Consider the following 16,873-nt stretch of genomic DNA (forward strand, 5'->3'; position numbering starts at 1 on the left):
TTGATTTTCTTCGAGAGCAGTCCGCTTTTCTCTGTTGTCAGGTAATCGAATAACGGGTCTGCTTCATCGCCGTTTACGTTCACTTTTGCCATCATTGGGAATGAAACACCATAGTTCAGTTGGCAGAATTCAGTCGTTTCATCAATAGTATCAAACTCTTGGTCATTGAATTGATCGCATGGAAAACCGACTACCATCAGTCCATCGTCTTTATATTGTTCATATAGCGATTGCAAACCACCGAACTGTGGAGCAAAGCCGCATTTACTAGCTGTGTTGACGATGACTAAAGGCTTTCCTTCAAACTCTTTCAAAGACAAGATCTCGCCATTCGTTTTTTTAACTTCAAAATCGTATACCGATACCAAGTAAATTCCTCCTCTTATTTCACTGTGATTTCCACTTCAACATTCCCATTGAGTGCTTTAGAATACGGGCAGTAATTATGTGCTTTCTTTGCATATTCTTCTGCAGTTGCTTGATCCACACCCTCGATTGTCACTTCAAGTTTAGCACCTAGTTTTACACCGCCATCCGTTTTATCTGGATAAAGTGCTACCGTTGCGATAACTTCACTACTAGCATACTCTACTTTTCCTTTATCTAACTGAATTTCAAGTGCACTGTTGAAACATGCGCTATATCCAGCCGCAAACAATTGTTCAGGATTTGATGCGCCAGACACCACACCGCCAAGTGCTACAGGCTTCGCAACATCTAAATTGAAAATATTATCTGGTGAATAAACATAGCCATCGCGTCCGCCTGTGTTAATAATCGTCGTTTCGTATAGTAGTTTCATGTAACATTCCTTTTCTCTTTTTTATGTTGTGTACGATTTAATTTGCGGTTTCAATGATTTTGTTTCTGGATACAAAATATAAAGTATTGGCTTATATGCATTGTAGATAGTACCAGGTCCCCACATAAATCGTAATAACTCTGAATGGAACTGGAGTTGTGTGAGGGACTTGTACATTTACAACACTCCCATTTTCTCCTCGTGAAATTGACTTGCGCTCGTTAGCTGCAATCCGGATGCTAACGGAACATGTTAGTAACCGTTTTCTCTTGTAGATTCCTGTATGTATATACGTAAGAAAATTTTCACCATAATGTGCACCAAAAAATAGATTCCTTTTATAATTCAGATTATGCATTGTATTCTGTCAATGAGTGTGATAAGTTAGTAAATAATAAATAATGAAGTTTAAACTTCATTTAAAATCTCAAAGGTGTTTTGGCTTCAAAAGGAGAGGGAGTTATTGAAACTTAAAGAGCTTATCCGAGAGCGCTACAATGATCTATCGAAAAGCCAAAAGAAAGTAGGGCAGTATGTTATCGATTATCCCAAAATAGTTGCCATGTCTTCAGCGCAAGAAATCGGAGCAAAGATTGATGTCAGTGAAACAACGGTCATCCGCTTCTGTCATAGTTTGGAACTATCTGGTTATGCAGAATTACAAAAGAATATTCGGGAGAACTTGTTGTTTCAACAAAGCAGCTTGACGACCTATCAGCAATCCAAGCTTGTGCTCGAACAAAAACCACATTTCTTTGAGCAAGTCATGGAGAAGGATCGTGTAGCCATTATGGAGACGATGAAACAGATCGAGGAGGCCGATTACGAAGAGGCAATTGAACGCCTTGCTAACGCCGAAACGGTCTATGTGCTTGGCCTTCGATCGTCTTATAACGCGGCTAATTGGCTTTCCTATACAATCGGTTTAGTGAGAAGTAACGTGCGATTGTTGCGGCCCGAAACGGAAGATGTCATTCAAACATTGAGTCAAATGAATGGTAACTCCGTAGTGATTGTCATCTCGTTTCATCGTTATTTAAAAGAAACGATTCAAATTGCACGATTGGCACATGAACAAGAAGCATTCATTATAGGGATTACAGATTCGACACTCGCTCCGATCCATACATATAGTCATTTGTTATTTCCAATTTATTCACCGAACAAGTCGACACTCGACGCAACGGCTTCTTTGTTTTCATTCATGAATGCGATTGTGGCTGGTTTATCGGTGAAGGAAAAAGACAGTTTTGAGAAAAGACAAAATTCCTATCAATCCATAGCGAGTGATTTTTTATTCGTGGAAGGAGTAGATTGAAGATGGAAGCCGCGTTGAGAGAAGTGAAACCATTGATTGAAGAGGTGTTTACTCATCTGCATGAACATCCCGAAATCAGTTGGCAGGAAGTAGAGACCACGAAGTATTTGCAGCAGTTATTAGAGAATGAAGGGTTCCACGTCACGACATTTGAGGATTCGACGGGACTGGTTGTGACGCTTGGTACTGGCAAGCATTGTGTTGCGCTTCGTTCGGATATTGATGCATTATGGCAAGAAGTCGACGGGGTGTATCAAGCCAATCATTCATGTGGACATGACGCACATATGACGATGGCGGTTGGGACGTTGCTCGTTCTGAAGAGACTTGGGATTCCAAAAGAGGGTCGTTTAAAAGTTATTTTCCAACCTGCCGAGGAAAAAGGAACCGGTGCATTATCATTTGTGGAAAAAGGCGTTGTGGACGATGTAGATTATTTGTATGGCGTGCATCTTCGTCCTATTCAAGAACTCGGGGATGGTTATTCGACGCCCGCTATTTTACATGGTTCTGCAAAAATGGTAACAGGATCCATTACCGGAACGGATGCACATGGTGCGAGGCCACATCTTGGTCAAAATGCGATTGAAGTAATGGCGCAACTCGTTCAGGCGATCCATGCCATTCACGTCGATCCAATGGTTCCGCATTCCGCAAAAATGACGATGTTCCAAGCGGGCGGGGAATCGGCAAACATTATTCCCGGGAACGCGGTGTTCAGTTTAGACATTCGAGCTCAAACAAATGAGGTCATGGAGAAGCTAATGAGCCAAGTGGAAAAAATGATTTCTACTGTTGCTGAGATGTTTGAAGTTCAGATCAATTTTGAAATCAAATCAGAAATAGCCGCTGCACAGGTGGATGGAACCGCAGTTGAAATAATGGCACGAGCCATTGCGGAAACAGTGGGAGAGCAGTCTCTCGTGCCTCCTATAGTCACGCCGGGTGGAGAAGATTTTCATTATTACACACTGAAACGACCGGCCATCAAAGCGACGATGCTTGGACTTGGGTGTGATCTATCGCCGGGACTTCATCATCCGAATATGACGTTCAATCATGACAGTATACTGACGGGAATCGAAATACTCGCCCGAGCAGTGAACCGCACATTTGAGCAGCTAGAACAAAGGACGTGAGTTTATGAAGACTAATTTATCGATTCGCAAATTAGAATCGAACGAAGACATGCGAATGGTTCAAGGACTTGAAAAACAAATTTGGGGAGAGAATACGGTTCCAACACATCAAACCTATACGGCTTCGAAAAATGGTGGGTTAGTAATTGGTGCTTTCGATCAACAGGAGTTGGTCGGATTTTCATATAGCTTTCCGGGATTTGCAAATGGAAAAACGTATTTATGTTCGCATATGCTTGGCGTCCATCCGAATTATCAATTATTAGGGATTGGTAAGATGCTAAAGAATGAGCAGCGTAAACTTGCCAAAGAAATTGGCTATGACTTACTTACGTGGACATTTGATCCATTGGAAAGCCGTAATGCTTATTTAAATCTGACGAAGCTGTACGGTATCAGCACTACTTATCTGGAAAATTGCTATGGCGAAATGGAAGACGGCTTGAATAAAGGATTACCATCAGACCGGCTTCAAGTCGAGTGGTGGATTTCTAGTGAACGGGTGGAAGACGCGTGGACACCCAAACTGCTCAACTACGACCGACCGTTTGCAGTCGGACAATCTGAAAAAGGCAACCCGATGATGGAAGTACATCTAGAGGAAATCCCTTCAAGTAGCGATGGCATTGAAGTACCGATACCTGAAAACATTCAATTCATAAAAAAGGATGAGCCTGAACTTGCACTGGATTGGCGAATGAAGATAAGAGCTGTCTATCAATCACTATTCGGCGCAGGTTATGCGCTAGTAGGGTTGAGGAAATCCGACACGGACGTTCATTACTATCAATTCATAAAAAGAACAATGATTCCACTAAATATAAAACATGAGGAGAATTCAAATGATTATAAAAGAGATTAATATCCGAAGAATAAAAATGATGATGAAAACCCCCTTCACTACGAGCTTTGGTACGTTTCAAGAGAAAGACTTTCTATTGCTTGAAGCGATAGATGAGCACGGAAACACGGGATGGGGGGAGTCAGTCGCATTCCATTCACCATGGTACAGTGAGGAAACAATCGAAACTAATCTACATATGCTAGAGAGTTTCTTAATCCCTTTAATGATCGGGAAGGAAATCAGTCACCCAGATGAAGTGAGTTCACTTTTTAAAGCAATCCGTAAAAATAATATGGCTAAATCCACTGTCGAGGGAGCGGTTTGGGATCTTTATGCAAAGCGTAACAAAATGACATTAGCACAGGCGTTGGGTGGAAAAATTGAGAAAATAGAGGTCGGAATTAGTATTGGTATTCATGAAGATACAGCAGAACTAGTAGAGACAGTCCGCGGTTTTATTGAAGAAGGCTATAAACGTATCAAAGTAAAGATCAAGCCAGGATATGATGTTGAAGTGATACGTGAACTTCGCAAAAGCTTCCCTGACGTCCCGCTAATGGCGGATGCCAACTCGGCCTATACACTTGAAGATGTAGAACTGCTTAAACAGTTAGATGAATTTAATTTAACGATGATCGAGCAACCGCTTGCTTCGGACGATATCATTGACCATGCCACTTTGCAAAAAGAAATCCAAACACCGATTTGTTTGGATGAGAGTATCCACTCTCTTGAAGATACACGAAAAGCGTTTGAGCTTGGGAGCTGTAAAATAATCAATATTAAAATTGGTCGTGTCGGGGGATTGACTGAAGCAAAGAAAATCCATGATTACTGCATGGAACACGGTATTCCCGTTTGGTGTGGAGGCATGCTTGAGTCAGGAATTGGTCGCGCGCATAACGTAGCGCTTACGACACTGCCTAATTTCATTCTGCCGGGTGACACAGCAGGATCATCCCGCTATTGGGAGGAAGATATAATCACACCAGAGGTCGTTGTGGAAAATGGATATATTACAGTGCCCAGTTCATATGGCATTGGATATGAACCGGATCTTGAAGCAATGAATAAATTCACGGTGAAAGAAATGAATTATAAAGCGTAATGAGTCAAGTGGGCGACAATGTTCATCCACTAAGCTTTCCATAATCTGAAGAAATAATTTATATAGACTTAAAAATATATATTGGAAGGCGAGGAAGAGGGATGAAAAAGAGTTTTCAAATCGGAGCAGCTTTCATCGGTGTGATCGTCGGGGCGGGATTTGCATCTGGACAAGAAATTCTGCAGTTTTTCACTAGTTTTGGCACAATAGGCATAGTTGGAACTCTTGTCGCAGCACTATTATTTGCATTCATCGGCATGAATTTAACTCAACTAGGCAGCCGTTTGCAAACAACTTCCCATCAGAATGTCATTTACCATATTTGTGGACGTTATTTAGGTATTGTTGTGGATTTCGTTATCACGTTTTTCCTCTTCGGTGTCACAGTTGTCATGTTTTCAGGTGCCGGTGCAATATTCGAACAGCAATTTAATATTCCTGGATATATCGGAAGTATTATAATGGCTATTTTAACAATCGCAACAGTGACGTTAAGTGTTCAAAAAGTAATCACGCTTATAGGTGCATTTACACCATTTTTACTCTTGCTCGTTATTGTGATCACGGTGTATTCAGTTATCAACTATGATTTCTCGACCGCTGAAATTCAAGCAGCAGTTACCGGTGATAATCAAGGGGCCCCTCATTGGCTATTAGGTGGACTCTTGTATGTTTCCTATAATATTGCAGCTGGTGTTGCGATGCTTACGGTCATGGGAGGAACAGTCAAGGACGAAAAAGTTGCCGCGTGGGGTGGAATCATCGGAGGTCTGGGTCTAGGTCTGCTCCTTCTTCTCATCAATATCTCGATGTTGACACAGTTGAAAGAAATCGCCGCAGTACCGATGCCGATGCTGTTCTTGGCGAATAATATAGGCCCAGTAGTTGGTGCACTCATGTCCATTATTTTATTGGGAATGATTTACAATACTGCAGTAGGCATGTTGTACGCATTCACAGTACGCTTTATCAAACCTGAAACAGCACGTTTTAAAGGAAGCATTATCCTATTTGGTTTAGTAGCATACGCTGCAAGCTTCATCGGTTTCGTAACACTTGTCGGCACAGTTTATCCGGTAATGGGTTATCTTGGATTCGTATTGATCGGTGCGATCATTATCGCATGGATTAAGAAGAAAAAAGTATCATATCCGGTTGAAAGTTAAGTTGCCTATCAATGACACTCTTGCTGAAAGAGATAGTTTCTTCGCAACTCATTAAAACTATTGCAGCACTAGAATTATATGAAAATGGTTTTAAATTCGAGGAACAGATAAAGAAAGTACCAGGTCCTCACATAAATTGTAAATAACTCTGAATTGAACTGGAGTTGTGTGAGGACCTGGTTCCTTTATTAAGGAAGTCTTGATTAATACGTAAAAAAATATATAATATAGAACGTATTCAATTGCCAAAATTGATAGAATACTTTATTTCCTGAAAGTCCTGTTTACTGTGAACGAATAGGAAATAAAAATTAGATACCTGTGTGAAAAACAAACGTGAATGTTTAAACAATCATGAAAGTTTCTCACACGGGTACTTTTTTGATTCGAAATTTTAAAAAAGGGGATCGGTTTGGATAAGTAACAAGCAGAAATAGAATGTAACGTAAAAATGGCTTATCGAGAGTATCGTGACTTATTACTGGTGCCCCGGTAATATAAGAGTATCAAGTAAATGTATAAGATATGGAAAGTGAGCGTATACAAAATGGAGTTATTTTTAGCCACCCAAAGCAGGTACCAGGTCCCCACACACTTCGGAAACAATTCCAAATTGAACTTCAGTTGTGTGAGGACCTGGTACTATCATTAAAGTTTTGGAAAATCGAGATTTAGCAGCAGGTCAGCGATTACGACCGCCAACAGTATTCAGTCCGGGGTTTGGTACCCTTGACCACATGTCGTATTCGGACCGTAATGTGTAATAGCCTAAAATTAATCAGGTTATACGATACAAAATTCAATAAACTTTTCACCAAACTTAGAAAGTGACACTATTTTTATTGTGGGGCTTTGACCAAGAAAAGTTTCAGTGACATAACTTGCACTTAATAAACCAAGGTTTTCGAGTCTAGATATAGCGCCATCAAGTAACTGATCTTCAACTTTCTGAGTTGAAACGATATGTTTGTGTTGTTCTGAATAACTTAATAAAGTCTGAAACTCCAAAACAGTAATAGATGCTAAGCAATTCAATAACATCTGACGCTCATCATAATTACTTTCAATTGTGGGGCTTCGGAGCAAGTTAATGAAAAAGCTCTTAAAATAATCCCTTTTTTGTCGAGAAGATTCAATTTCAATCTCTTCGTTTAAACGTTCAATTAAAGAAACCAAACTTTCTTCATCGTGGGAATGAAACGGAATAATTGATTTTTCCATGGTCAACAAACGATCAGATAGATCGCAGTAAAAAGTTTCAATGCGTCTAAATCGCCTCTCCTGTTTTGTGGAGAAGTATGCTGTAGACAATGAATTCCCAACAAAGGGTATCGCCGATAAACTTGCTTGAACAATGACGTCTTTTGCTGCTATGTCTGTAATATTATCTTTCACAATGAACGACTCCTTTCTTAATTAAGTAATATTCGACTAGGTTTTCCAAAAACCTCTTTGTGTAGAAAATAATTAGATACCTGTTTGAAAAACAAACGTGAATGTTTGAACAATCATGAAAGTTTCTCACACGGGTACTTTTTTAATTCGAAATTTTAAAACTGGTGATCGATTTGGATAAGTAAAAAGGAAAAGTAGAATCTAACGTAAAAATGTTTTATCAAGAGTATCGTGACTTATTTCTGGTGCCCCGGTAAAATAAGACTAACAAGTAAATATATAAGTTTTGGAAAGCGAGCGTATACAAAATGGAGTTATTTTTTGCCGCCCTATTATATATCCTAAAATTGAAAGCCTTCTGGTTCCTCGTTGTCATGGTGATTCTTACCACCGTCGTTCAGTTGCAGCTGCCGAAATGGCGCGGCGCTATTGGTGAGCGAATCGTGCAGAAACGACTCAAAAAACTAGGCGAAGAGTACAGGGCTTATCATGATATCTACGTCGAGGACGCACAGTATGGATTGACGCAGATCGACCATGTTGTTGTCTCTAAATATGGCCTGCACGTCATCGAAACAAAGCACTATAAAGGGTGGATCTTCGGCAGTGAAAATCAGAAATACTGGACGCAGGTCATCTATAAAAACAAACAGAAATTCTACAATCCGATACGGCAGAACTACGGTCATATTGAAGCGCTCAAAAGCCGTCTGAACTTGCCTAACCTGCCTGCACGCTCCATCATCGCTTTCTCTAATGAGGTCGAATTCAAATTCAAAGAACCGTTTCGGTCAGCTGATGTTGTCCATTATCGCGGATTGGTGAAAGCAATCAAGCAAGATGATAGACCTCGTCTCACTGACAATCAGAAGAACAGTATAATCAGTAACCTAGATCAGCTTGCAGATCTTCCGAAAGAAGAAAAGAAGTCGATCAGGAAAGCGCACTTGCAGCAGGTTCGGAAGAAGCATAACGCCACGCCAGCAAGAAAGTAAAGTAGTGGAGTGGTAGATACAGTGAATGTAGTAGTCGAAGGAAAATAACGTGTCGGTGTGAAACAGTCATGAAAGTTTCATGCTCGTGTGACACTCACAAATTTCTGTGTGAACTTGATAGCTCTATTATCATTCGAACTATTCTTTACCTCTCACCACTACTAAAATCAAGAACCGGTGGTATGTATATTTCTATATCCGGTTTCTTGGCCACGCCTAGTTCATTGACATAGTTTTCAAAGTTCGTTGCGTTAAACAAAGTCGATGGTCTAAGGAACGCATTAAATTCACGGTGGTTCAACCATTGCTTGGCCTTTAAATCAATGACACGAATAAAGTCTTCCTGTGTGTAGCCTTCTTTGATTCGCCCGTTGATGAATTTACAGGTAGCAGCGGACTCTGCTTTGAAATGTTTTCCGGTTTTGTCGTTTAGGTATTCAATAACAGAATGTGCGACGTCGAGATTCTTCTCGACAATGGTTTTATTCTTTTTATTCTTAAGTTCTTTGGTTATTGGCCGTCCCATAATGGGATACGCCTTCGTACCAGTGTGGGTTTGCACAGCGTCCAGTTGTGAGTTGACTGTCGTCTCATGTTGGGATGGTGGAGCATCTAATTTTGGGTCTACGAATATCTCATTTGGCGTATACGAAAATGGCAGTTTTTCATAATCGATTCGGTACCATTTTGTGTTGTCTATTTTCATCTTATTGTGCTTGGAAGTGGAAATCAGATAACCTTTTTGTTCTAAGTCGTACGTTATCCGTTTAATCGTGTTTAGCGACCAAAACGGAAATTCTTCCATCCAGTCGTCATACGTATTAAACACCCATTTATGACCGTCACAGATGTTTTTTTGAAATGTTCAAGCGGTAGTGGAGTTGCTGCAAGAATAGCGCAGCGTTCAGTCCTACTTTCATTGCCAATGAAGGTAATAATGGAATTGGATCTTCGTTAAGTAATAATTTCATATGGTGGTCCCCCTAAAGTAAAGTGTTGTAGGAGTATCTATTTAGTACTCCTCATACTTCATATAGAGAGTTTTCTAGAAAAGGATACATGGTCTTTCTAAATAGATAATAGGGCGCATATAGTATTTCTGAATGAATGTTGCAAGTATCCTTATGGAGTCGCGTTAATAAATAAGGTACCTATTAACCAAAACGATAGAGAAACTGTGGAAATCAGTTGCTTTATCGTTTTTTATTTCTTAAAAATAAAATGAAACTATATACAATAACCTACGTCTATAGCGCGAAGAAGTGCGTAAACACAGGAAAATAAAGAAATGAAAAAGAAATTATATTGCGGATTGGCTAGGCTACTGCTGGAATACGGTCTCACTGTTTCATAGAAAAATAAAGTGCCTGCATAAAAATAAACGTGAATGTTTAAATCATCATGTAATTTTCATACACAGGTACATTTCACTAAGAGGATTTAATAAAGTACAGACTTTTCAGTTCTTTTAGCTTATGATAGATATAACGAGAAAAAATGGAATTATTGGAATGGGGAGGAACTTTCATGAGTAGGTTATCTGATAGTAGTATTACTATATACGAAGCTTTACAAAGCATTGAGGAAGGTAAGTATGTAATGCCTGCATTCCAACGACAGTTTGTGTGGGGGATGGAGCAAATCGAAAAGCTATGGGACTCCATACTGTTAGATTATCCAATTGCGACTTTCCTTTTTTGGAATGTGGATCAATCTAATGTCACCGGTGATACGTACTTCTGCAACTTCTTATCTAGCGTCACGTTTGACAGCAGGAAGCAAGCCGATACCGCGAACTACGAATTGACGGGTATCAACGTTGAAGATACGGACACAGCAGTATTAGATGGTCAGCAACGTCTGACATCACTCTTTTTATCGTTGTTTGGAGAAGCAAATTTGCGTCCAAAGAATGCCAGGAGAAACACGGGAGACCGGATATTAACGAAGCTTCTTATTGAATTAAACAAAAACAAAATTGCTGTTGATGAAGAAGAATATAATAGCAAAAAGTTTGATATAAAGTTCAGTGATAAAATAGGTAAGTTAAGCCCAACGCAATTCGAGCTTAAAAACATTTTGGATGACAATTTTCGTGATGAAACAACAAGAGAAAGTGCAATTGAAGAGGCGATTGTAAATGTACCGGCAGACAGTAAAGACTATGCCCGAGATATCTTGAACAAATTATATAATAAGATATTTACAGAGAAGTTAATCCGGTATACAGAAATTAAAGATATGAAACAGGATGACGCGCTAGAGATGTTCGTACGGTTTAACAGCGGAGGAAAGGCATTGCGTAAATCAGAGATTACCATGTCGATCCTAGAGGCGTATTGGCCAAGTGCGAAAACAGAATTCGGCAAAATACTCGTAAATTCTTATGATAAGTTTGATACGGATTTCATTATTCGTGCGGCTCTTATGTTGTACGGTGATGTGGTGAAGTCCAATATTAATAAGAAAATCGCGGAAAATCTGAAGAATGATTGGGAAGATTTCAAAACCGCATTATTCAATGTCGAAGAGCTACTCAAAGAAATGAAAATTGATGTTAGACGATTTGCAAATAGCTGGAACGTGTTACTGCCGATTGTCTATTACGTATATTATAATTCTGACTATAAAAACAACTTAAAAGCTGTTCGGTCCTATTTGCTTAGAGCTATATTTTTCACTTACTTCCAATCCGGAACGACGGGAAAACTACAGCAGATGAAGAGCAATATCAACAGTTTCGATTATGAAATATCTATTGAAATGCTCGATCAAATGAATGATTTGAGAATCACAGATGGAAAAATCGAGGATATACTAAACATGGAAAAAGGCAGTAGAGTAGCAGGGGAAGTCTTGTATTATCTGAATCTCGACTGGATTAACAAAAACTTTAAATACGAACAAGACCACTTGCATCCAGATAATAGATTCAATGAAGCGAAACCTGTCTCAGTCAGTATCGATAATTGGAAAACATGGAGAGGTAATCGTAATCGGTTGCCCAACTTGCATTTACTTGAAGGAAGAAGCAACGGTAGTAAGAGCGATATGCGTCTCATTGATTATTATAATGATATGAATGATGACCAGAAGAAAGATTTCCATAATCAGGCGATGATCGCGAATGATGTCTCACTCGAGATTGAAGATTTTGATGTGTTTTATGAGACAAGAAAGACGTTATTGGCGGAGAAGATTCAGATGTTGTTGAAGTGAGGTAATCTGTGTGAAGAGGTTCAGGGTTGTGGTGATGAAAATAGAGAAGTTAACTTCCCGTAGATGTTCCTTGAATTAATTTAATAATTTTAAATTATAGTCAAGTATATGTGCGTGATATGTAGAGATCTCGATAAGTCATGGTTTATATGATAGTAGAATACAAAAAAATAAGTTACCAGGTCCCAACACAAATCATAAACAGTTTTGAATTGAACTAGAGTTGTGTGCGGACTTGGTACCCATTATAGGGAGGAATGTTTGTGTGGTTTGTTGAGCTTGCTAATGAACATGAGTTGGAAATTTATAGTGGGGACCATAAAGGGTTTAGCGGGATTGCTGTCTTTAGTTTAGATAAACAAAATCGTTACTTTTTGGAGAAAAGATGGGCAGAAGATGGAGATGTTTTTACAGCATTTATGATGAATCCTAGTAAAGCCGCTCATAATATTTCAGATCCAACCGTTGACCAACTAATAAATGTTGCTAAGAAAAATGGCTGTAACGCATTGAATGTTGTGAATGTTTCAAGTGTAATTGAGGGCAATAGTAAGAATTTAATAGATACTCAATTTCAATATAACCAAGTAAATTGGGCGTTTGTTTCAAGTGCATTGAGACAATCTAAATATGTGTTTTTAGGGTGGGGAGTAAAAGGACAACTTGGCATCCGAAATCAATTGAAAATGCAACCATCTATTAAACATATATTTGAAACAGAGAAAGAAAAGTTATATGTCTATGAAGTATTGAAGTCTATTGATCAAAAGTTTAAACGTCTAAACCTGCACTATGCGCCACATCCAAGACCACAAGCAAATATCAAAAAATATATTGAAGCGCCAATTGTGCGGATAGAGAATTTAGAATTTGAAATGCTGTTTATGTAATGTATTAATAATCTATAAGTGAAAATAAGGTATTAATGTGAGAAACAAACGTGAATGTTTAAACAATCATGAAAGTTTCATGCACAGGTACCTTTAATCAATCTGTAAAATTGCTAAACTCAGTTACCAATATTTGTGCTATCTTGTAATTATAATATTACTAATGAGGTGATGTCTTTGAAGATAACTATGGAGATGAGTCAAGGCGCTTATAAAATAGCAAAAAAGGTTTTATCAGGTCAACTTACAAGGAACGAAGGGAAAAGTGAGATCAATAGAGTTACCGGTATGAACGAGGGTTCTGCACAAGATTTTATAACGATATTCCTTGCAATGATGAGGGGAGAAGTCTATAAAAGGGCTTTTAATAATGATACGAATAAATACCTGTTTGAAAGTATTAAGCAAGATTATGGCTCTCACTCTTTTGAACTCGCTTTAAATGCAGCTCAAAAGCACGTAGATTACTATGCTACATTAAAAAAAGGAAGATTATCAGGTTTACAAGAAATTATTAATGAAATGAGAAATTCAAACTGAGATTTGTACCTGTGCTTGAAACAAACGTCAGTTTGAACAATCATGAAAGTTTCACGCACAGCCAATAATCAAGTATTATGTTACGAGCGATATTGATTGCGTTGATACATCATTAGCAACGGTTACAGGGGCTCCTTCGCCTAGGGGTTTCTCATTCAATTTCCTAAACGACATTGTAATTGAAATCACTGAAGCAGGGACATCATTTGTTTCGACCTAGTTGAAGTTGCTCCTCAATATGTTTCTACTGGCACCACGACTTGGATAGCAGCAATGACAATGCTAAACTTTATGGGATGAATTCTTAAAAACAAAGAAAACCATACTTACTAATAAAAACGACTCTAGCCATGCAACGAATATATTTTATTCGGTGCATGGCTTTTTTGAGTGGGTACCAGGTCCTGATACAAATTAGAAACAATTCTGAATTGAACTAGAGTTGTGCGTGGACCTGGTACCTATTGTTAAAAGATCCGGAGATATAGAAGTGTTTAATGAAGAAGACATCATAAGCCCAGACGAGAACGTTGTATCTATTCAATGTCAGGAATGCGGAAATACTTTATCCAGTTCAAATTATTGATACACAGTTTTCAAAAAAAATATGGTACCAGGTCCTCATATAATTATTAAAGAGGGTACCAGGTCTCCAAACAACTCTCAAACAATTCGCGTAGATGATAATCAGAAACAGAAGAGAGAGCTTTTTAGAGGCGAAAAGAATCGATACCAGACGGTAAATAATACTTCTAACTCAAACAGGGTACAGGTCCACATTCAAATCGGAAAAAATCTGAGTTAAACTAGAGTTGTGTGAGGACCTAGTATCTTTATACAATGCTAGGTCTCGCCACTATTTAGAATCTAGTCGGACCTAGTGTCATTTTATTTAAAACAATTTGAAACTATTTCCTAAATTCCTCGTCTATACGCCGCTATAGGAGAACACAAGAGAAAGGGAGATAGTAAATGAAAAAAATAATTATGATAATAGGCGCGATTATACTCACGCTGAGTCTTCCACTATCAAGTACAGCCGCAAGCACTCAACGATTCCCAGACGTCGCACCATCACATCACTTTGCGGAGGCAGTCAATGATTTCGCCGCACGGAATATAATAGGAGGTTATCCAGACGGCACGTTTAAGCCAGGTAATCCAATTACGAGAGGACAAGCTGCTGCAATTATTGCGAAGTTGACGAAATTGGATATGACGAAGATCAAGAATCCTGGCTTTAAAGATGTTTCGACAGCGAATGGCTACTATAAAGCTATTGCTGCACTGGCGGAAGCAGGAATTATCAGTGGATACGGAGATGGGCGTTATGGTCCGAATGATTCTGTGACACGTGGCCAATTTGCTTCAATACTTGTCAAAGCATTTGATTTACCGCGTTATGATTTCCATAGCATAAAAAATCCGTTCAGAGACATTCATGTCTCACAATCGCACGGTGAGAATATCCTGATCCTTTATAAATTAGGAATCACGACAGGTACATCGCCTAACACATTCGGCATAAATGCAGCTGTGACAAGAGGACAGGCCGCTAAATTAATGAAAGCAACAGAAGAAAAGAAGCCGTCAATGGTCACATTAGAGGCTGAAGATGTTGGGATGGATGAAATTGCTGGCGTGAGAGGGAAGACGGATACAGATTTATATGAGTCGGTTATGGTCTACGAAAAGCCAGGCTATACAAAAACGAAAATTCAACTCATTCCACTGAAAGAGGGAAAAGGCACGCTTAATGTGTCGGGACTAATGTTAACTGGTGTTCCCTATGTAAGTCCGAATGAAAGAGTTTATAAAAAATACCAAGTCCAAGTGAAAAAAGTGAGTGGTGTCTTAAAACTTACACTGCAAGAGACAGATGATTACCTACCGACAGAAGCTCCACTTGAAATGTCAGCGGATGAAAAGGTACAAAATATCAGTCTGTCTACAGTAGATGGTAAAATTGTATCTGATAATGTAGCGTTCAACAACTGCCCTTCAAATATCAGTTGGACCGATAATATGTGCATTAAAATTGATCAGCCAGGAGAATATATTGCCACTGCGCGTTTTGTTACTGGTGATGAAGTACGCTACGCTGTCGAAGCAAAATTACCTGAAAATGCATATTTTAATTATTATATTCAAACGATGCGAGAAAGACGATCCTATACATTTGATGTGGAAAAGCTATTTGAACGGGATGAATACTACGATAAGGTTGCCGCAAAAAATATAGGGAAGCATACCATCGATACCGCAAACGCAAATGAAATCGCAACAATAACAAGAGATCCTGGAACGAATGTGTTCCATGTCACAGCTAAGAAAATTGGTGTCGTCGAAGTGGATTTTGAGCACGTAGTAGAGGGAAGATTAGGTCAAGTAGGCGATGACACAGAAGGTCAAACATGGGGCATGAGAATAGAGGTTCAGCAACTGGGTGGCTTAACAGGAATCAAGCTGTCAAAAAAGTATGAGTTTTATCGATAATCGCTAATCAAATGAAAACAGGCGTAAATTCCATTTGTAATGTCACAAAATAAGGTACCAGCTCCCCGCAAAAATTGGAAACAATTCTGAATTGATTTAGAGTTGTGTGAGGACCTAGTACCTTTACGAAGCGTAGAAGAACCTCCCTAAAATTCTTTAGAGAGGTTCTTTACACGTTCCACATTCCTCAATCTTTCTTGAGAATTAAACGGGACAATCCATGCTCCACAAACTCTTCGTCATAACGTTGCTCGATCTCAAGAAGGCGTTTAAATTGCTCATCTGTATCCCTGGAGATGACTTTTTCATTTGCCAAATCTCTTGTAGCTAGTCTACTTGAAAGTTCGTTCCAAAACACTTCATTGTCATTCACTTCAATAATCGGCCGCAATTCATTTTCATAGGCTTGCGTGGGGAAGTATTCATTCAGTTTCTTTTCGAATTGAATAATCTCCTCGTAGCCAAAATCTTTCGCCAACGCGTTGATATATTGGTACAGTTCTTCATATTCTTTGATTAATGTATCTGACTCACGAGAGGAATTTGCGGTCCATTCTCCTAAATGGACGAGGTCGAGTAGATGTTTGAACTGCTTTTTCGTGAAATTAACTTTCATGTTGATCAAACTCCTTTTTTATCTGCCCTCATCGTATCATAATTACCTGTATTTAAATAAGGTACCACGTCCCAACACAATTAGGGTAGCCGAAAACAAAATAAGGTACCTGTGCGAGAAACTTTCATGAATGTGTAAACAATCATGAAAGTTTCATACACAGATACCTTTAAAATTCATAATGAAAAAAGCACCAGATCCCCACACTGAACTGAAGTAATTCTAAATAAATCTAGAATCATGTGTGGACCCGGTACCTTCATCACAACTTAGTACGCTCCTTCAACTTCCCCTGCAACTCATTTAATCGAACCATAAGCTCTTCATACTCACTTAACCCAATAT

17 protein-coding genes are annotated in these 16,873 nt (G+C 39.0%); 11 read left to right on the plus strand and 6 right to left on the minus strand.

Annotated elements, in window-relative coordinates; genetic code table 11:
- Together CSV69_RS15485 and CSV69_RS15490 are read right to left on the minus strand one after the other, a co-directional pair.
- Positions 1–368 (minus strand): glutathione peroxidase (locus CSV69_RS15485; protein WP_099693898.1); only part of this gene is annotated, 368 nt, incomplete at its 3' end.
- 14 nt (positions 369–382) lie between these two features.
- Positions 383–802, minus strand: a complete 420-nt coding sequence (locus CSV69_RS15490) for an organic hydroperoxide resistance protein (protein WP_099693899.1) — start codon at positions 800–802, stop codon at positions 383–385.
- Between the two features lie 463 nt (positions 803–1,265).
- On the opposite strand from CSV69_RS15490, the gene CSV69_RS15495 reads away from it, so the two are divergent.
- From CSV69_RS15495 to CSV69_RS15515, 5 genes are all read left to right on the plus strand, one after another.
- Entirely contained in the window at positions 1,266–2,120 is an 855-nt protein-coding gene (locus CSV69_RS15495; RefSeq protein ID WP_099693900.1) for a MurR/RpiR family transcriptional regulator, read from the plus strand.
- A 2-nt stretch (positions 2,121–2,122) separates the two neighbouring features.
- Positions 2,123–3,259 (plus strand): M20 peptidase aminoacylase family protein, encoded by a 1,137-nt coding sequence (locus tag CSV69_RS15500; protein WP_099693901.1) that lies wholly within the window; start codon positions 2,123–2,125, stop codon positions 3,257–3,259.
- Positions 3,260–3,263: 4 nt separating this feature from the next.
- Positions 3,264–4,121 (plus strand): GNAT family N-acetyltransferase, encoded by an 858-nt coding sequence (locus CSV69_RS15505; RefSeq protein ID WP_099693902.1) that lies wholly within the window; start codon positions 3,264–3,266, stop codon positions 4,119–4,121.
- Positions 4,102–5,211 carry an o-succinylbenzoate synthase gene (menC, locus tag CSV69_RS15510; RefSeq protein ID WP_099693903.1) on the plus strand — a complete coding sequence of 370 codons (1,110 nt, stop codon included), beginning with the start codon at positions 4,102–4,104 and terminating at the stop codon, positions 5,209–5,211. The genes CSV69_RS15505 and menC overlap by 20 nt, the downstream gene beginning before the upstream one ends.
- Before the next feature lie 101 nt (positions 5,212–5,312).
- Entirely contained in the window at positions 5,313–6,377 is a 1,065-nt protein-coding gene (locus CSV69_RS15515) for a YkvI family membrane protein (protein WP_099693904.1), read from the plus strand.
- 783 nt (positions 6,378–7,160) lie between these two features.
- Here the strand turns inward: CSV69_RS15515 and CSV69_RS15520 are convergent.
- Complete coding sequence (locus tag CSV69_RS15520) at positions 7,161–7,772, minus strand: hypothetical protein (protein WP_099693905.1); 612 nt, start codon at positions 7,770–7,772, stop codon at positions 7,161–7,163.
- Positions 7,773–8,080: 308 nt separating this feature from the next.
- Between CSV69_RS15520 and CSV69_RS15525 the strand changes: the two genes are divergently transcribed.
- Positions 8,081–8,767, plus strand: a complete 687-nt coding sequence (locus CSV69_RS15525) for a nuclease-related domain-containing protein (protein WP_099693906.1) — start codon at positions 8,081–8,083, stop codon at positions 8,765–8,767.
- Positions 8,768–8,912: 145 nt separating this feature from the next.
- Here CSV69_RS15525 and CSV69_RS15530 read toward each other — a convergent pair whose 3' ends face one another.
- Both CSV69_RS15530 and CSV69_RS17345 read right to left on the minus strand, forming a co-directional pair.
- Complete coding sequence (locus CSV69_RS15530) at positions 8,913–9,572, minus strand: conserved phage C-terminal domain-containing protein (RefSeq protein ID WP_099693907.1); 660 nt, start codon at positions 9,570–9,572, stop codon at positions 8,913–8,915.
- A 37-nt stretch (positions 9,573–9,609) separates the two neighbouring features.
- Positions 9,610–9,738 carry a hypothetical protein gene (locus CSV69_RS17345; RefSeq protein ID WP_255396890.1) on the minus strand — a complete coding sequence of 43 codons (129 nt, stop codon included), beginning with the start codon at positions 9,736–9,738 and terminating at the stop codon, positions 9,610–9,612.
- A gap of 556 nt (positions 9,739–10,294) precedes the next feature.
- Here CSV69_RS17345 and CSV69_RS15535 point away from each other — a divergent pair.
- From CSV69_RS15535 to CSV69_RS15550, 5 genes are all read left to right on the plus strand, one after another.
- The gene (locus CSV69_RS15535; protein ID WP_099693908.1) at positions 10,295–11,986 is read left to right on the plus strand and encodes a DUF262 domain-containing protein; all 1,692 of its coding nucleotides are present in this window, start codon (positions 10,295–10,297) and stop codon (positions 11,984–11,986) included.
- Positions 11,987–12,249: 263 nt separating this feature from the next.
- Positions 12,250–12,876, plus strand: a complete 627-nt coding sequence (locus CSV69_RS15540) for a DUF1643 domain-containing protein (protein WP_158232702.1) — start codon at positions 12,250–12,252, stop codon at positions 12,874–12,876.
- A gap of 189 nt (positions 12,877–13,065) precedes the next feature.
- Entirely contained in the window at positions 13,066–13,416 is a 351-nt protein-coding gene (locus CSV69_RS15545) for a hypothetical protein (RefSeq protein WP_158232703.1), read from the plus strand.
- Positions 13,417–13,507: 91 nt separating this feature from the next.
- Positions 13,508–13,636: a hypothetical protein gene (locus tag CSV69_RS17440; protein WP_369823963.1), complete on the plus strand. Its 129-nt coding sequence runs from the start codon at positions 13,508–13,510 to the stop codon at positions 13,634–13,636.
- A gap of 752 nt (positions 13,637–14,388) precedes the next feature.
- Positions 14,389–15,912: an S-layer homology domain-containing protein gene (locus tag CSV69_RS15550; protein WP_099693911.1), complete on the plus strand. Its 1,524-nt coding sequence runs from the start codon at positions 14,389–14,391 to the stop codon at positions 15,910–15,912.
- Between the two features lie 187 nt (positions 15,913–16,099).
- On the opposite strand, the gene CSV69_RS15555 is transcribed toward CSV69_RS15550, so the two are convergent.
- Positions 16,100–16,528, minus strand: a complete 429-nt coding sequence (locus CSV69_RS15555; protein ID WP_099693912.1) for a hypothetical protein — start codon at positions 16,526–16,528, stop codon at positions 16,100–16,102.
- Positions 16,529–16,873 lie beyond the last annotated feature (345 nt).

The organism is Sporosarcina sp. P26b, from assembly GCF_002743245.1.
Classification (GTDB): Bacteria; Bacillota; Bacilli; order Bacillales_A; family Planococcaceae; genus Sporosarcina; species Sporosarcina ureae_C.